Source organism: Brevundimonas bacteroides DSM 4726 (assembly GCF_000701445.1).
Classification (GTDB): domain Bacteria; phylum Pseudomonadota; class Alphaproteobacteria; order Caulobacterales; family Caulobacteraceae; genus Brevundimonas; species Brevundimonas bacteroides.
This window is the reverse complement of the sequence record NZ_KL370782.1, coordinates 1-16,476: the sequence shown is the minus strand read 5'-3', so window position 1 is coordinate 16,476 and position 16,476 is coordinate 1. Positions and strand designations below refer to the sequence as shown.

General features: G+C 68.8%; 13 protein-coding genes. 10 read left to right on the top strand and 3 right to left on the bottom strand.

Annotated elements, in window-relative coordinates:
* Window positions 1-107 precede the first annotated feature (107 nt).
* Window positions 108-1,010 carry a LysR family transcriptional regulator gene (locus Q333_RS0114780; RefSeq protein ID WP_035294547.1) on the bottom strand — a complete coding sequence of 301 codons (903 nt, stop codon included), beginning with the start codon at window positions 1,008-1,010 and terminating at the stop codon, window positions 108-110.
* Window positions 1,011-1,101: 91 nt separating this feature from the next.
* Between Q333_RS0114780 and Q333_RS0114775 the strand changes: the two genes are divergently transcribed.
* From Q333_RS0114775 to Q333_RS0114760, 4 genes are all read left to right on the top strand, one after another.
* The gene (locus Q333_RS0114775) at window positions 1,102-1,872 is read left to right on the top strand and encodes a type 1 glutamine amidotransferase domain-containing protein (RefSeq protein ID WP_029418020.1); all 771 of its coding nucleotides are present in this window, start codon (window positions 1,102-1,104) and stop codon (window positions 1,870-1,872) included.
* Between the two features lie 65 nt (window positions 1,873-1,937).
* Entirely contained in the window at window positions 1,938-2,243 is a 306-nt protein-coding gene (locus Q333_RS0114770; protein ID WP_029418019.1) for a TonB family protein, read from the top strand.
* 72 nt (window positions 2,244-2,315) lie between these two features.
* Entirely contained in the window at window positions 2,316-3,569 is a 1,254-nt protein-coding gene (locus tag Q333_RS0114765; RefSeq protein ID WP_029418018.1) for a multidrug effflux MFS transporter, read from the top strand.
* A 190-nt stretch (window positions 3,570-3,759) separates the two neighbouring features.
* The gene (locus Q333_RS0114760; protein WP_029418017.1) at window positions 3,760-5,721 is read left to right on the top strand and encodes a M1 family metallopeptidase; all 1,962 of its coding nucleotides are present in this window, start codon (window positions 3,760-3,762) and stop codon (window positions 5,719-5,721) included.
* Here the strand turns inward: Q333_RS0114760 and ubiG are convergent.
* Entirely contained in the window at window positions 5,718-6,494 is a 777-nt protein-coding gene (ubiG, locus tag Q333_RS0114755; protein ID WP_051651360.1) for a bifunctional 2-polyprenyl-6-hydroxyphenol methylase/3-demethylubiquinol 3-O-methyltransferase UbiG, read from the bottom strand. The genes Q333_RS0114760 and ubiG overlap by 4 nt on opposite strands.
* Window positions 6,495-6,578: 84 nt before the next feature.
* On the opposite strand from ubiG, the gene Q333_RS0114750 reads away from it, so the two are divergent.
* The 6 genes from Q333_RS0114750 to Q333_RS0114725 all read left to right on the top strand — a co-directional run bounded on the left by Q333_RS0114750 (window position 6,579) and on the right by Q333_RS0114725 (window position 14,230).
* Entirely contained in the window at window positions 6,579-7,853 is a 1,275-nt protein-coding gene (locus Q333_RS0114750) for an aspartate kinase (RefSeq protein WP_029418015.1), read from the top strand.
* A gap of 46 nt (window positions 7,854-7,899) precedes the next feature.
* Window positions 7,900-10,173, top strand: coding sequence for a phosphoenolpyruvate--protein phosphotransferase (gene ptsP / locus Q333_RS0114745; protein ID WP_029418014.1), 2,274 nt, complete (start codon window positions 7,900-7,902; stop codon window positions 10,171-10,173).
* 255 nt (window positions 10,174-10,428) lie between these two features.
* Complete coding sequence (locus Q333_RS16700; protein ID WP_245591558.1) at window positions 10,429-11,484, top strand: helix-turn-helix domain-containing protein; 1,056 nt, start codon at window positions 10,429-10,431, stop codon at window positions 11,482-11,484.
* A gap of 57 nt (window positions 11,485-11,541) precedes the next feature.
* Entirely contained in the window at window positions 11,542-12,699 is a 1,158-nt protein-coding gene (gene ispG, locus Q333_RS0114735; RefSeq protein WP_029418012.1) for a flavodoxin-dependent (E)-4-hydroxy-3-methylbut-2-enyl-diphosphate synthase, read from the top strand.
* 57 nt (window positions 12,700-12,756) lie between these two features.
* Window positions 12,757-13,629, top strand: a complete 873-nt coding sequence (locus tag Q333_RS0114730) for an alpha/beta hydrolase family protein (protein WP_051651359.1) — start codon at window positions 12,757-12,759, stop codon at window positions 13,627-13,629.
* A gap of 4 nt (window positions 13,630-13,633) precedes the next feature.
* Window positions 13,634-14,230, top strand: a complete 597-nt coding sequence (locus Q333_RS0114725; RefSeq protein ID WP_029418010.1) for a glutathione S-transferase N-terminal domain-containing protein — start codon at window positions 13,634-13,636, stop codon at window positions 14,228-14,230.
* Between the two features lie 15 nt (window positions 14,231-14,245).
* Here Q333_RS0114725 and recQ read toward each other — a convergent pair whose 3' ends face one another.
* Window positions 14,246-16,105: a DNA helicase RecQ gene (gene recQ / locus Q333_RS0114720; RefSeq protein ID WP_029418009.1), complete on the bottom strand. Its 1,860-nt coding sequence runs from the start codon at window positions 16,103-16,105 to the stop codon at window positions 14,246-14,248.
* Between the last annotated feature and the right edge of the window lie 371 nt (window positions 16,106-16,476).

Sequence of the window (16,476 nt, the reverse complement as noted above, 5' to 3'; positions counted from 1 at the left end):
ATAGCGCCGCAGACTGCCTAAGTATCTGATTTTGCTAACGTCGCACCGGCCTCAAAATCCGGTTCCGAGAGGAGTGTCGGTTCGAGCCCGACCCGGGGCACCACCTGTCAGGCTTCGGCCTTCAGCGCCGCCTCGATCCAGTCCAGCCGTCCTGAGCCGACGTCACGCTTGCGCCGGATCAGGCTAAGGGTGAACCGCCGGATCGCCAGGGGCGGCTCCACCATCGCAAGGCCGAAGGTGGGTCCGAACCGCTCCGCCAGTCTTCGCGGGACGGTGGCGATAAGGTCCGTCGTCGCCACTGTGGCGAGAGCCGCCAGCGCATAGGGCAAGGCCGCCGCCACCTCGCGCCGCCGTCCCATTTGGGTCAGCACACCGTCGACCACCCCGGTCCGCTCGCCGTTCTGGCTGATCAGCAGATGTCGCTCGGCCGCATAGGCGTCCAGGTCGGACAGGTCGTCCAGACGCGGATGATCCGCCCGGGCCGTGACCGCATAGTCCTGCTCGAACAGCGGTGCCGATACGAACCGGTCGCCCGGGCGGACGATAAAGCCGATGACCAGATCGACTTCGCCGGCTTCCAGTGCGTCGAGAGCACGCCGTCGCGTCAGAGGCAAGAACACGGGTTTCAGGCCCGGGGCCTCGGCCTGGCATTTCGCGATCAAAGGGGCGGCGAACAGACCGCAATGGTAGTCCTGGGCCGCAATGCGGACCTCGCCCTCGACGACGGCGGGATCGAACTCGGCCCCCGCCACCGCCTGCCGCGCCAGCGCCAGGATGGCATTGACGGTGGGCTCCAGCGCCAAGGCCCGCGCCGTGGGCTCCAGCCCATGCGGTCGTCGCAGAAACAGCGGATCGTCGAAAATCTGCCGGAGCCGGCCGAGGGCATGACTGACGCCTGACTGGGTCTGCCCCAGCCGCGCGGCCACGAGGGTCAACCGCCGATGCCTCAGGGTCTCGGAAAGGACCAACAGCAGGCCGAGGTCCAGCCGCCTGAGTTGAGCATCCTGCATATCGGATATGCGCCTATTTCAGTAGGGCTGAATTCACTTTGCTCATATCCCGACGGGGTGTGATCAGCGAAATAAAAGTGGAGCGTCGGTCGTGAGCCTCAGAGATCCCAACCCTGTCAACGCCCGCCGGCCCCGGCGCGTGGCCATCGTCATCGCCAATCCTGCGGTTTCCACGACGACCGGCTGGCCGGTCGGATTCTGGTGGTCGGAGTTGGCCCACCCGTATCTGGCCTTCACGGAGAGGGGCTATTCGGTCTCGATCTTCTCGCCCGACGGCGGCCGCTGCGAGGCCGATGCCATGAGCGATCCGCGCGATCCGTCGGGCTATTCCGAGACCGATCTCGTCTCCATGGGTTTCATCGCCAGCCCCAGGCTCGCCGCCCTGGTCGAGACGACACGACCCGTGTCGGACCTGCGGGTCGAGGATTTCGATGCCCTTGTGGTGGCCGGCGGGCAATCGCCCATGTTCACCTTCGACCGGGCCGAGGCGCTGCACCGCGCCTTCGTCGCCTTCTATGAAGCGGGAAAGGTCACCGCCGCCCTGTGTCACGGCACGGCCATCCTTCGCTATGCCCGTCTGTCAGACGGTCGTCTTCTGGTCGAAGGCAAGACGGTGACCGGCTTCGCCAACGTGGAGGAGGATTTTGCCGACGAGGCCGTCTGGTCCATGGGTGTGTTGCCGCGCGACCAGCATGTCATGCCTTGGCGGATCGAGGACGCTTTGAAGGCCTTGGGTGCCAACTTCATACAGGCGGGGCTTTGGCGCGGGTTCGCGGTCCGGGACGGGAATCTGATCACCGGTCAGCAGAACTTCTCCGGGGCCGAGACCGCCGTCAAGGTGATCGACGCCCTGGGCGGGTGACCTCCGCGCCCACGGAACGCAAGCGCCGTTAAGACATTTGAAAGGGGCAACCCTGGTCCAACGTCATGATCCCGCTGATCCTTTCCGTCGCCCTCGTCGCCAATCCCTCGATCGTGCCAAGCGCGCTCCGCGTCGCGCCCGCCGCCGCGACCGCCTCGGCTCCGGCCCCGGCGCCGTTGCTTCAGGGGGTGACGGTGACGCTGGAATGCACGGCGAAGGCCAGCGGCAAGGTCGAGGCCTGCCGGGTGATGGACGAAACCCATCCCGGCCTGGGCTTTGGCGAGGCGGCCGTCGCCCTGATGAACGGGGCCGAGGTCGAGCCGGGGCCGCGCGACGTCCAGTTCGCCCGGACCATCGTCTTCACGCCCTGACCGTCGAACGGCGTTGCAGAATGTGACGGCGCGGCGGTTGCGCCTGTCGCACCCGACGCGCATCTGGCCTGAATGACCTCCCCCGACGCCGTCGCTCCGCCCGCGAAAGGGCCGGGGTTTCCCGAATTCGTCTGCCTCATTGCCTCGATGATGGCGATCAACGCCCTGTCGATCGACATCATGCTGCCCGCCTTGCCGCAGATCGGCGAGGCGCTGGGGGTGGCCAACGAGAACAGCCGCCAGTGGGTGATCACCGCCTATTTGCTGGGCTTCGGCGCCCTGCAGATCGTCTATGGCCCGCTGGCGGATCGGTACGGGCGCAAGCCGCTGATCCTCGCAGGCATCGGCGTCTTCGTCGTCTTCAGCGCCGTCGCCATGCTGGCCCCCAGCTTCGAGACCTTGATCCTGGCGCGCGTCGGCCAAGGCATGGGGACGGCGGCGACGCGGGTGCTGGCTGTCTCGATCGTGCGCGATCGCTACTCTGGCCGCACCATGGCGCGGGTCATGTCGCTGAGCTTCCTCGTCTTCCTCGGCGTGCCGATCATCGCGCCGACGGTGGGCCAACTGGTGCTGTCCGTCGCCCCCTGGGAGGCGATCTTCGGCCTGCTCGGCGTGGCGGGCCTGGCCCTCATCCTCTGGATCGCGATCCGGCTTCCCGAGACGCTGCATCCCGAACATCGCCAACCGGTCCAGGCCAGGCGCATCGCCCGCGCCTTCGCCGAGGCCGTCACCAACCGCCAGTCCATCGGCTACACCCTGGCCATGACGGCGATCACCGGGGCCCTGTTCGCCTTCATCAACTCCTCGCAGCAGATCTTCTTCGATGTGTTTGAAGCGCCCCATCTGTTCGCCGGAACCTTCGCCGTGATCGCGTCAGGCATCGCGGTGGCCGCCGTCACCAATGCGCGGCTGGTCGAGCGGCTGGGCTCGCGGCTGATCGGGCACACGGCGCTCCTGGGCTTCATCGGCTTCGCCGCCGTCCACGCCGCCGTCGCCTTGTCGGGTCACGAAAACATCTGGACCTTCGCCGTGCTGCAAGGCCTGACCATGTTCTGCTTTGGTTTTCTGGCGGGCAACTTCGGGGCCATGTCGATGGAGCCGATGGGCCACATCGCGGGCACGGCGTCCTCGGCCCAGGGCTTCATCTCCACCGTCTTCGGCTCGCTGGCGGGCCTGTTCATCGGACAACAGTTCGACGGCACGGTCACCCCCATGGCGGTGGGCATCACCGTCTGCGGCCTGATCGCGCTCGGCTTCGTCCTCGTGGCGGAGAGAGGTCGACTGTTCGTGTCGCGGAACGCGCCGCCGCTCGCCGCCGCGTCCTGAGGTGCGTCCGATTTCGACGCAGGCGTCGGCTGCAGGTCCGTCCTGGACCATCGCTCGGGGGGATTTCGCACATTTCAGACGATTCAGACGCTGTTTTCGCCTGGCGCCGCTCGGCTTCCGCCACGGCCCCGCCCCTTGATTTGGCCATGCTTTCGGGGCTCGTTGCGGGCCGCTGTTCTCGGAGTTGCCCATGTCCTGCGCCCGTCTCGCCGTGATGGCGTCCGCTCTCGCCCTCGCCGCCGCCCTGTCGGGCTGTGAGGGCCTGGGAGAGCCTAGATCCGACATGCCGCCGCTGCCCGCCTCCGCCACCGCTCCGGTGAACTACGTGCGCGACATCCATTCCTACGCCCGGCCCGAGATCGCACGGGTCAAGCACGTCGCTCTGGATCTGGTCGCCGATTTCGAGGCCCAGACCTTGTCGGGCACGGCGACGCTGGACGTGACGGGTGAGCCGGGCGCCACCCAGGTCATCCTCGACAGCCGAAATCTGGACATCCGCTCGGTCGCCGACGCGGACGGCCGGCCCTTGACGTTCGCGCTCGGCGAAGACGACTCCATTCTCGGCCGTCCCCTGACGATCACCGTCCCCGCGTTCGAGGCCGACGAAACGAAGAAGATCGTCGTCACCTATTCGACCCGCCCGGACGCGGCCGCGCTCCAATGGCTCACGCCCGCCCAGACAGCGGGCGGTCAACAGCCCTTCCTGTTCAGCCAGGGCCAGGCCATCCTGACCCGCACCTGGGTCCCGACCCAGGACAGCCCCGGCATCCGCCAGACCTATTCGGCGAAGATCACCGTGCCGGAGGCGCTGAAGGCGGTCATGTCGGCCGAGATGCTGACGCCCGACGGTGAGGACGTTGGCGAGGGGCGCAAGACCTACCGCTTCCGCATGACCAATCCGGTCCCGCCCTATCTGATGGCCATCGCCGTCGGCGACCTGGCCTTCGCCGAGGTGGGCGAGGGCGTCGGCGTCTGGACCGAGCCGTCGCGGCTGGCGGCGGCCGAGAACGAGTTCGCCGAGCTGCGTCAGATGGTCGACGCCGCCGAGGGCCTCTACGGCCCCTATCGCTGGGGTCGCTACGACCTGCTGATCCTGCCGCCGTCCTTCCCCTTCGGCGGGATGGAGAACCCGCGCCTGACCTTCGCCACGCCGACGATTGTCGCGGGCGACCGATCCCTGGTCAGCCTGGTGGCCCATGAGCTGGCGCACAGCTGGTCGGGCAATCTGGTGACCAACGCCACCTGGGCGGACTTCTGGCTCAACGAGGGTTTCACCGTCTATTTCGAGAACCGCATCATGGAAGCGGTCTATGGCCGCGAGCGCGCCCAGATGCTGCAGGTGCTGGGCTGGAACGACCTTCAGAACACGCTGGCCGACCTGCCGCCCGCCGACACCCGGCTGCGGCTCGACCTGACCGGCCGCGATCCCGACGACGGCCTGACCGACATCGCCTATGAGAAGGGCGCCGCCTTCCTGCGCACTATCGAGCGCATCGTGGGGCGCGAGCGGTTCGACGCCTGGCTGAAGGGCTATTTCGAAAGGAACGCCTTCCGCCCCATGACGACCGACGGCTTCCTCGCCGACATCCGCGCCAATCTGATCCAGGGCGACGCCGCGCTTGAACAGCAGCTGATGCTCGAGCAATGGATCGACCAGCCCGGCCTGCCGTCGAACGCCCAGGCCCCGACCTCCACGGCTCTGGCCGCCGTCGATCAGGCGGCCCAGGCCTTCTACGTCGCCAGGGGTCCGGCCTCGGCCATCCCGTGGCGGCGCTGGTCGACGCAGGAGCGTCAGCACTTCCTGGCCTGGCGTCCGACGGGCGCGGCGGCATCCCGCGACTGGCTTACACCCGCACAGCTGGCCGATCTGGAGACGACCCTGGCCCTGAAGGACGAGGGCAACGCCGAGGTGCTGTTCGCCTGGCTCCAGATCGCGGTGGCCCACCGCTACCAGCCCGCCGTCCCGACGCTGGAGCGCTTCCTGACGACGCAGGGCCGCCGCAAGTTCGTCCTGCCCTTGTTCACCAGCCTCTGGGCCGAAGGCGACTGGGGCCGCCCGATCGCGACACGGCTCTACGCCCAGGCGCGGCCGGGCTATCACCCGGTGACGTCCGGCTCGGTCGACGAGGTTGTGGGGGTGCCCGCCGCCTAGGGCCGCTCGGCGACCATCATGAAGTTGACGTCGGCGTCGGCGCTCTCGGACCACCGGTCGGTTAGGGGGTTGTAGGCCAGGCCATAGGGCCCTCGCACGCCGACGGGCTCCTCGGACAGCATCCGCCGGATCTCGTCGGGTTTAAGGAACTGGTTCCAGTCGTGCGTTCCTGCCGGCACCCAGCGCAGGACGTACTCCGCCGCAACCTTGCCCAGGGCCAGCGACTTCAGCGTCCGGTTCAGGGTGGCGACGATCATGATGCCGCCTGGCGCGATCAGGCACGAACAGGTGCGGATGAAGGCCTCCGGATCGGCCACATGCTCGATGATCTCGAGCACGAGGACGACGTCGAACGGCCCGCCCCCTTCGGCCTCGATCTGCTCCACGGTCGCGGCGCGGTAGACGATGTCGAGCCCCATCTGTTCGGCGTGGGCGCGGGCGGTGCCGATGTTCTCGGACGAGGCGTCGATCGCGGTGACGTTGAACCCCATCCGCCGCATCGGCTCGGCCACCAGGCCGCCGCCGCAGCCGATGTCGATCAGGCTCAGGCCCTCGAAGGGGCGAATGGCCCGGGGGTCGCGGCCGAAGCGGGCGCCGACCTGATCGCGGATGAAGGCGAGCCGCGCCGGGTTGAACTTGTGCAGGGGCGCGAACGGCCCTTTCGCGTCCCACCATTCCGCCGCCTGGGCCGAGAAGCGGGCCACGTCGGCGGGGTCGATGGACGGGCCTTGCGCCTCGCCTTCGAATCCTTGGGCGGCAAGGGGTTTGCGCATCGCGGAGGGGTCGTTAGAAGCGGCCATGGGCTGACAGGGTGAACCCCTTTTCGGAAGGCCGCGCAACAGGGAGACCCCGTCACGATGACGCGGCCAACAGCCTCTCGGCTGGTCATGAAGTTCGGCGGCACCTCCATGGGCGACCTGGAGCGGATCCGCCGCGCCGCCCGCATCGTCGCCGCCGAAGTCCGGGCCGGTCATGGCGTGGCCGTGGTGGTGTCGGCGATGGCGGGCAAGACCAACGAGCTGGTCGCCTGGACCGATGGGGCCGGTCCGCCTGCGCAAGGCATCGCCCTGTCGGATAACGAATATGATGTCGTCGTTGCCTCGGGCGAGCAGGTGACGGCGGGGCTGCTGGCCCTGACGCTCCGGAACATGGGCTTTCGCGCCCGGTCGATGATGGGCTGGCAGGTGCCGATCCTGACCGACGACGCCCACGGCAAGGCGCGCATCGAGGACATCCCCGGCGACGCCTTGGCCACTGCTGTCGACGGCGGCGAGATCGTGGTGGTGCCGGGCTTCCAGGGTGTGACGAGGGACGGAAGGATCACCACCCTGGGCCGAGGCGGCTCAGACACCTCGGCGGTGGCGGTGGCGGCGGCGCTGGGCTGCGCGTGCGATATCTACACCGACGTGGACGGTGTCTATACGACCGACCCGCGCATCGAGAGCCGGGCTCGGCGACTGGAGAAGGTCTCCTACGAGGAGATGCTGGAGATGGCGTCCCTGGGCGCCAAGGTGCTCCAGACCCGCTCGGTCGAACTGGCCATGGGTATGCGCGTGCCCGTGCGCGTCCTGTCCAGCTTCGTCGAGCCCGACGAGCATGGCAACCTTCCGCCGAAGTCCGGCACCCTGATCTGCGACGAGGAGGAAATCGTGGAAAAACGCATCGTGTCCGGCGTGACCATGAGCCGAGACGAGGCCCGCATCACGCTCCTGGGGCTGTCCGATCGCACCGACGCCCCTGCCGACGTCTTCACCCGCCTCGCCGAGGCCAACGTCAACGTCGACATGATCGTCCAGAGCCAGGCCCGCACCGAAGGCGCGGTCAACCTGACCTTCACGACGGGTCGCCGCGACGCTGCGCGCGCCGCCGAGCTGATGCGATCCGCGCAAGATCAGATCGGCTTCGCCGACCTGCGCGTCGACGAGGACGTGGCCAAGGTCTCGGTGGTCGGCGTCGGCATGAGGAGCCACGCCGGCGTCGCCCAGACCATGTTCCGGGCCTTGGCCGACAAGGGGGTCAAGTTCCAGGCCATCTCCACGTCCGAGATCAAGATCAGCGTCCTGATCGACGCGGCCTATGCCGAACTCGCCGTGCGCGCGCTGCATGCGGCCTATGGGCTGGAAGCGGTATAGGTTTGGCTGAGGCCCGCCCCATTTTGGGGCCGAGCAGGGAGACCGGATGGCCGTAGCAGGCGGAGCGATGACGAGGGGGCCGCGCGTCCTCCTGCGCCAGATCCGCGAGGCGATGGCCGACGGCGGTCCGGCGCAGGGTCGGCTTGATGTCGTGGTCAAGACCATCGCCCAGTCGATGGTGGCCGAGGTCTGCTCCATCTATCTGCGGCGGGCGTCCGGCGAGCTGGAGCTGTTCGCCACCCAGGGCCTGAACCCCGACGCCGTCCACCGCACGCGGCTGAAGCCCGGCGAGGGTCTGGTCGGCGAGGTGGCGCGGCTGGCCCAACCGATCAGCCTGTCGGACGCGCCCAGCCACCCCAGCTTTTCCTATCGACCGGAGACGGGCGAGGACCCCTATCACGCCTTCCTCGGGGCGCCCCTGCTGCGCGGCGGCCGGGCCATCGGTGTGCTGGTCGTCCAGAACCGGGCCGAGCGTCGCTATGACGAAGACGAGGTCGAGGACATCCAGACCATCGCCATGGTTCTGGCCGAGACGGTGGCGTCCGGCGAGCTGCTGGCGGCCGACGAACTGCGCGACGTCGAACTGGCGCCCCACCGGCCCGAGCGCATCAAGGGCCAGAGGTTCGCCGAAGGCCTGGCGTACGGCCACGTCGTGCTCCACGAGGCGCCGCTGCCGCCTGAACGGCTGCTGGCCGAGAACCAGCAGGTCGAGGAAATCCGACTTCGCGAAGGGCTGAACACGCTCAAGAAGTCCATCGACGACCTGCTGGACGGGGGCCAGGGCAAGCTGGCGGGCCAGTCGTTCGAAGTGCTCGAGACCTATCGCATGTTCGCGGACGACCGGGGCTGGAACCGGTCGCTGGAGGAGGCGGTGCGCGGCGGCCTGACCGCCGAGGCGGCCGTGGACCGAGTGCGAAACGAGCATCGCGCCCGCTTCGCCCAGGCGCGCGATCCCTACATCCGCGAGCGGCTGCACGATTTCGAGGATCTGGCCAACCGGCTGTTGCGGATCCTGGCGGGCGACAATCCGAGCGAGCGGGAACTTCCGGACGACGCCATCCTGGTGGCCAAGAACCTCGGCCCGGCCGACCTGCTGGAATATCCGCGCGACCGCATCCGGGGCCTTCTGATGGAGGAGGGGTCGGCGGCCAGCCACGCCGCCATCGTGGCCCGGGCCCTGCAGATACCCTGCGTGGGGCGCCTTCAGGGCGTGCGTGACCGGCTGAGCGAGCGCGACCTCGTGATCGTCGACGGCGAGACGGGCGAGGCGCATCTGCGGCCACGCGCGGACATGCTGGACTCGGTGCGGTCCCGCATGGCGGTCCGCAGCCAGCGTCAGGCTGAGTTCGCCAAGCTGAGGGACACGCCCGCCGTCACGCTGGACGGCACGCGGATCACCCTCCTGACCAACGCCGGTCTGGCCGTCGATCTCGAGAACCTCGACGCCACCGGCGCCGAGGGCATCGGCCTGTTCCGCACCGAGTTCCAGTTCATGGTGTCCGAGGAGCTGCCGCGCCTGAACTCCCAGACCGAGCTCTATCGTCTGGTGCTGGACGCGGCGGGCGACCGGCCCGTCACCTTCCGAACGCTGGACATCGGCGGCGACAAGGTCCTGCCCTACATGGAGACGACCGAGCGGGAGGAGAATCCCGCGCTGGGTCGTCGCGCCATCCGTCTGGGTCTGGATCGGCCGAGCCTGCTGCGGCTCCAGCTGCGCGCCCTGCTGGCGGCCGGCGCGGGGCGCGAGCTGCGCGTCATGTTCCCCATGATCGCCACGGTCGACGAGTTCCGGGCGGCGCGCGATCTGGTCGATGTCGAGTGCGAATGGGCGCGGCGGCGGGGGCGGCCTTTGCCAGCGTTGTTGCGGGTCGGGGCGATGATCGAGTGCCCCAGCCTGCTGTGGCATCTGGACGCGCTGTTGCCGCTGACGGACTTCGTCTCGGTCGGGTCCAATGACCTGTTTCAGTACATGTACGCGGCGGACCGGACCAATCCGCTGGTGTCGGATCGCTACGATCCCCTGTCGCCCCCGGCGCTCCGGGCGCTCCAGACCATCCAGAAGGCCTGCGCCGAGACCGGCACGCCGGTGTCGGTTTGCGGCGAGCTGGCCGGGCGGCCGCTGGAGGCCTTCGCCCTGATTTGCCTCGGCTTTACCCGCCTGTCGGCTCCGGCGGGTGGGGTCGGTCCGGTCAAGCGCATGATCCTGTCGACCGATCTGGCGGCGGCGCGTCGCGGCATGGACAAGCTGCTCGGCTCCTCGGCTGGGTCGGTCCGGAACGAGATCGAAAGTCTGGCCCGGAAACTGAACGTCGGTCTGTGAACCGTTCCCTTTCGGGACGGCGAACAAGCTTAACAAGACGTTGAACCAGCGGCCGAAATGGGTTATCCACAAGACGATTTCAGTATCCCCGGAGGGCCGGGCGGGTTTCGTCACAGCACCATGCTAGGCGCACCCGTGTGGGGTACTGCGACGGGGTCTGTCAGTCCGTCGCTGAGTATGGGGCAGGGCGTCATGGCGCTGGACACGGGGAACGTCCCCGACGAGTTTCGGGCTCATCCGGATTGGAAGGACCCTGTGCCCTCCATCACTGACGCACCGACCCTCGGCGATGGCCTGAAACGCACCCGCGAACAGGCGGGGCGCTCGCTCGCCGAACTGGCCGCCGACACCCGGGTTCATGAACGCTATCTGCGGGCGCTTGAGCAGAACGACCACTCGGCCCTGCCGTCGCGGGTGTTCGCCATCGGCTATGTGCGCGCCTATGCCGGTGCGCTGGGCCTCGACGAACAGCTGGCGGTCGAACGGTTCAAGCGCGAGACGCCGGACGCAGCTGTGCCGCTGCAGCCGCCCGTCGGTATCGCGTTCGAGGACGTCCGTCGCTATTCGCCCCGCATCATCGGCGCCGTCGCCCTGATCGTGCTGTCCATCGTCGGCTGGAACGTCTGGCAACGCGTCAGCCTGATGCGCGCGCCCCAGCCGTCCGACATTGCCGAAGTGCCCGAGAGCTGGAGCCTGGGCGCCGTCATCGGCCAGCAACCGGTCAGCGTCGGCGCGCCGCTTCCGGCACCGCCGGACCAGACGACGCCGGCGCTCTATCTGACGCCCGGCCTGGAGGCTGAACTCACCGGCATCGACCCAGCCGACACGGAGGCGCTCGCCGCCGCTGCCGCCGCCAACGCCCCGCCGGTCCAGGCCGCCTTCAATCCGCGTGGCGCGGTCTATGGCACCGAGGCCGCCGCCTCCCAGGTGGTGATCCAGGCCCGTCGCGCCGCGGCCTTTGTGGTCCGCATGAACGACGGCCGCGTCCTCTTCGCCCGCCAGCTCGCCGCCGGCGAAGCCTGGCGCGCGCCGGTCGGGGTCAGCGCACTGGTGGACGTGTCCGAGCCCGGCGACTTCGACGTCTACCTGAACGGCGAACATGGCGGCACCCTGCCTGCGGCCGTCACGCCTCTGGCCCAGCTCAACACGCGCGCCGCCGCCTTGGCGCGCCAGACGGCAGCTCGCATCGAGGCGGAAGCCACGGCCCGTCAGGCCGCCGCCGCCCGCGCCGCGTCCGCCACCCAGGCGGCCATGACGCAGACGACGCAGGCCGCCCAGACAGCCCTGACGCCCTCGGTCGCTCCGCGCTGATCGCCGCCGAACGGCCGTCATGGCCTTGTCTCGACTGCTCGCCTATATTCTCGCGTCATGAGCCACGACGCGACTGAACTCGGCCACATCCGTCCCTGGCGGACCATCGAACGCAGGAAGAGCCGCCAGATTCGCGTGGGCTCGGTGGCCGTCGGCGGCGACGCGCCGATCAGCGTCCAGTCCATGACGAACACGCCGACGTCGGACGCGGCCGCCACGATCGACCAGATCCGTCAGCTGGAGGAGGCCGGAGCTGACATCGTCCGCGTCTCCTGCCCGGACGAGGAGTCGACGGCGGCGTTCCGGACCATCGCGGGTGAGGCCAGGGTTCCCCTGGTCGCCGATATCCACTTCCACTACCGCCGCGGCATCGAGGCGGCCGAGGCCGGCGCGGCCTGCCTGCGGATCAATCCAGGCAATATCGGTAGCCCGGACCGGGTGCGCGAGGTCATCCAGGCGGCCAAGGATCACGGCTGCTCCATGCGGATCGGCGTCAACGCCGGCTCGCTGGAGAAGGAGCTGCTGGAAAAGTACGGCGAGCCCTGTCCCGACGCCATGGTCGAGAGCGCGTTGAACCACGCCCGAATCCTCCAGGACCACGATTTCCACGAGTTCAAGATATCGGTGAAGGCGTCCGACCCGTTCCTGACGGTCGCCGCCTATCACCAGCTGGCCGAGGCGATCGACTGCCCGCTGCACGTCGGCGTGACCGAGGCGGGGCCCTTGCGCACCGGCACGATCAAGTCGTCCATCGCGATGGGCAATCTGCTGTGGGCCGGCATCGGCGACACCATCCGCGTGTCGCTTGCCGCCGATCCGGTCGAGGAGATCAAGGTCGGCTTCGATATCCTGAAGTCGCTGGGTCTGCGCCACCGGGGGGTCAACATCATCGCCTGCCCGTCCTGCGCCCGTCAGGGATTCAACGTCATCGAGACGGTCGGCATCCTCGAAGAAAAGCTGGCCCACATTTCCACGCCCATGAGCCTGTCGATCATCGGCTGCGTCGTGAACGGGCCGGGCGAGGCGCTCTATACCGACATCGGCTTCACCGGCGGCGGGGCAGGGTCCGGCATGGTCTATCTGAACGGCAAGATCGCCCACAAACAGGCCAACGAGGGCATGGTCGACAAGATCGTCGAGATGGTCGAACAGAAGGCCGAAGAGCTGAACGCCGCCCGCGCTGCCCAGGCAGCCGCCCTGGAAGCGGCCGAGTAGGCACTCCTCTTTCGATCCCGACACGCTAGGGTGCCGCGAGTACGAGGGAGGGGATTCGTGACCGTCAACCTGCGCCTTATTGGTCTGTTTGCTGCGAGCCTCGCGCTCGCTTCGGCCGTCCCCGTCGCGGCCCAGGATACGGCGACCTTGACGGCGCCGGCACCGAGCGCGGTCCTGGGCGACCTGACGCTGCGGGCCCCTGATGGTCGCGATATCCCGGTCTTCGTCTTTCCGGCCGCTGAGGAGCGGGCGGTCGTGGTGTTCAGCCACGGCCTGGGCGGAGACCCCCGGGCCTATCGTGAGATCATCGGCCGGTGGGCACAGGCAGGGTTCACCGTGGTCGCGCCACTCCATGTCGATAGCCAGAGGCACCCGGGCGGAGGACGCGCGGGCGGAGCCGTAGCCTTCATGACGCGCATCGCCGATCTGGCGGTGGTGCGCGACCATGTGCGCGCTGAGCATGCCGGAAAGCCCATGGCCGCAGCCGGACACTCGTTCGGCTCCCTGCTGTCCCTGATGGCAGGCGGGGCGGTGACGGCGGTCGGTCCGCAGAGCGATCCCGACGTCCGCGTGGTCGTGGCCCTGTCTTCCCCAGGAGCCATTCAGGGCCTGGTCCAGCCTGAAACCTACGGCGGGCTGACAGTCCCGATGCTGATGGTCACGGGCGATGCGGATGTGGTCGAGACCTATGCGCCCGACTGGCGCGACCACCGTATTCCCTTCGACACAGCGCCGCCGGGAGACCGAATGCTGGTGATCTTCGAAGGCGGCGGACATGGACTGGTCGTCGAGGGCACGCAGGCGCAGAGGGCTTTCCTCGCCGAAGTGAGCCTGGATTTCCTGCGAGCCCACACGCTGGGCGATACGACCGCACAAGCGCGGCTGGCGGCCCTGCCGGCACCTGCGGGCGTGCAGATCGAAAGGCGTTAATCCCATGAAGCTGTTCATCGCCCCGCCCTCGCCGTTCGCGCGCAAGTGCCGGATCGTGGTCCGCGAGAAGGGACTGCTTGACCGGGTCGAGGAGGTCCTCGTCAATCCGTACGAGAGCCCCGATGCGCTGCTGGCGGTCAATCCGATCGCGCAGGTGCCCGCCCTGCTGACCGACGGCGGCGAGGCGATCCTGGACAGTCCGGTGATCTGCGAATGGCTGGACCGGCAGGGGGCGGGTCCGGTCCTCCTGCCGATCGATGGCCCAGAGCGGTGGCGGGTCAAGCAGGTCGAGGGTCTGGCGGCAGCCGTGCTGGAGATGGGCGTCAAGCTGGTGCTGGAGAAGCGACGACCCGAGAGCGAGCGGTCGCCGTCTTGGATGATGCGGTGGATCGAAAACATGGGACGTGCGCTCGATGCGTTGGAGGCGGCGGGCGTGGCGGCTGAGCCGCTGGACATGGGCGTCATCACGGCGGGGTGCGCGGTGACCTGGCTGGATTTCCGGCATCCGGATTACGACTGGAAGGCCGGGCGTCCGGGGCTGGTCGCGCTTCAGGCCGAGTTGGAGACGCGGCCCAGCTTCCGTGAGACGGCTCCGGCCTGAGAGCGGTCCCGACGCTCAGGCCAGTTCCCCAAGCACCTTGAGCACGCCCGCGCCATAGCGGTCGATCTTGGATTGGCCGACGCCCGGAATGGCGGCCAGCGCGTCAAGCGTGCCGGGTTCGCGGGTGGCGATCTCCAGCAGGGTCTTGTCCTGAAAGATGACGTAGGGCGGGACGTGCTGTTCCGAGGCCCGGTCGCGGCGCCAGGCGCGCAGAGCGTCGAAGCGGGCGCGGATGTCGGCGTCGAGCGCCTCGACGGCGGCGTTCCGGTCGTTGCGGGTGCGGTCTCGGGGAGCGGCTGAGCGACCTGAGGCACCGAAGCCGGGCGGGGTGCGGCGCACCTCCACCTTGGTCTCGCCGCGATAGACGGCGCGGATGCGTTCGGGGTCGCCCAGCATGACCAAGGGCTTGCCCTCGTTCGGGTCCTCGACCAGCAGGCCCTCGAACATCAGGTGATCCAGGATATCGCGCCAGCCGGTGGGGGCGATGTCCTTGCCGATGCTCCAGGTCGAGAGGTCGCTTTCCCACGGCTGGACGTCCTTGGTCTTGCCGGTCAGGTGATCGACGATGCGGCCCCGGCCGAACCGACCGCCCAGCCGCTGAACCGCCGCCAGCGCCTTCTGGGCCGGGACGGTGGCGTCATAGAGGGCCGGTGGATCCTGGCAGATGTCGCAGACCCCGCAGACGCCGGCGTCGGTCTCTCCGAAGTAGCGGCGAACCGCCTGGGGGCGGCAGGTCGCGCCGTCCAGCATGGCGAACAGCTGGCGGGCCTTTCGCGTCTGTACCGCCTTGACCTCCTCGGCCATCGGCCGGGTTTCGAGACGGCGGAGCGTCCAGGCGATGTCCGACGGGCCATACAGGGTGATGCCGTCGGCCGGTTCGCCGTCGCGGCCCGCGCGACCGATCTCCTGCCAGTAGGCCTCCAGCGACCCGGGCGGATCGGCGTGGATGACGAAGCGGACATCGGCCTTGTCCACGCCCATGCCGAACGCGATCGTGGCGACCATGACGGCCCCGTCTTCGGCCAGGAAGCGTTCCAGGCGCCGGTCGCGCTCTGGCCCGGCCATGCCGGCGTGATAGGCGATGGCGTTGGTTCCGGCGGCCTTGAGCGCATCGGCCACGCGTTCGCAGCCATCGCGACTGCCGCAATAGACGACGCCGGACTGACCGCGACGGGCGCGGACCAGTTCGATGACGTGAGCATCCGTTTTGGCGCGAGAGGCCGAGTCCTTGCGGATGGCGGACAGCTGAAGGTTCGGCCGGGCGAAGCTGTCGACGAAGACCGCGGCGCCCTCCAGGTGCAGGGAGGCCAGGATGTCGTCGCGGGTGCGGGCGTCGGCGGTGGCGGTGACGGCGATCCGGGGCACGCCCGGGAACATCTGACCGAGGCGGCCCAGCGTCCGGTAATCGGGGCGGAAGTCGTGGCCCCACTGGCTGACGCAGTGGGCCTCGTCGATGGCGATCAGGGCCAACGGCGTTTCGGACAGACGGTCCAGCAGCGCCCCGGATTGCAGGCCTTCGGGCGAGACGTAGAGCAGGTCGAGATCGCCGGAGCGGGCGGCGCGGAGCACGGCCGAGCGTTCGTCCAGCGTCAGGCCGGAATCCAGACGGGCGGCGCGGACGCCCTGTTGGCGCAGCGCCTCGACCTGGTCGGTCATCAGCGCGATCAGCGGCGAGATGACGAGGCCCAGCCCGGGACGAATGAGCGCCGGGACCTGATAGCAGACGCTCTTGCCGCCGCCGGTCGGCAGGACGGCCAGCACGTCGCGTCCCGCCAGCACCTCGGCGACCACGGAGGCTTGCAGGCCCCGAAAGTCGGCATGGCCCCAGACGCGCTCCAGAACGGCGCGGGCGTCGGCGAGGGCGTCGTGAATCATGGGGTCAGGACATAGGGGAATCGGTGGGGAATGGGAGGGGGCTTTCGAGGGCCACGACGCCCCGATCTCGTCGTCATCCTCCTCCGGCGATGTCGCATGGGGTATGCTGTGACGGGCCCGCCTCTGGCGGCTCCGCCGCCTGTCTCCGCCCGGGGGGCGGAGAGCGGGTGGGGCCATGCGTCATCGCTCTTCGCTGTGAACGGGTGGGAAGGGCGGGCGGAGCAGCCGGGCCTTCGCCCGGAGACCGTATGGGTTTGTGTTTCGGCGAACGCTGACTGCTCCGCGCGGCTGGTCTGACCGGAAGCGGACGGCCCCGCGTCGCTCGAAGCCGACTGACCGGGGACCAACGGCCCTGTTAGAGCCTTGCCGCT

Bases quoted from the DNA above. Each gene is read 5' to 3' on its own strand.
- Q333_RS0114725 (WP_029418010.1), top strand. From the start codon at position 13,634: ATGAAGCTGTTCATCGCCCCGCCCTCGCCGTTCGCGCGCAAGTGCCGG.
- ubiG (WP_051651360.1), bottom strand. From the start codon at position 6,494: ATGCGCAAACCCCTTGCCGCCCAAGGATTCGAAGGCGAGGCGCAAGGC.
- Q333_RS0114750 (WP_029418015.1), top strand. From the start codon at position 6,579: ATGACGCGGCCAACAGCCTCTCGGCTGGTCATGAAGTTCGGCGGCACC.
- recQ (WP_029418009.1), bottom strand. From the start codon at position 16,105: ATGATTCACGACGCCCTCGCCGACGCCCGCGCCGTTCTGGAGCGCGTC.
- ptsP (WP_029418014.1), top strand. From the start codon at position 7,900: ATGGCCGTAGCAGGCGGAGCGATGACGAGGGGGCCGCGCGTCCTCCTG.
- Q333_RS0114780 (WP_035294547.1), bottom strand. From the start codon at position 1,010: ATGCAGGATGCTCAACTCAGGCGGCTGGACCTCGGCCTGCTGTTGGTC.
- Q333_RS0114770 (WP_029418019.1), top strand. From the start codon at position 1,938: ATGATCCCGCTGATCCTTTCCGTCGCCCTCGTCGCCAATCCCTCGATC.
- Q333_RS0114765 (WP_029418018.1), top strand. From the start codon at position 2,316: ATGACCTCCCCCGACGCCGTCGCTCCGCCCGCGAAAGGGCCGGGGTTT.
- Q333_RS0114760 (WP_029418017.1), top strand. From the start codon at position 3,760: ATGTCCTGCGCCCGTCTCGCCGTGATGGCGTCCGCTCTCGCCCTCGCC.
- ispG (WP_029418012.1), top strand. From the start codon at position 11,542: ATGAGCCACGACGCGACTGAACTCGGCCACATCCGTCCCTGGCGGACC.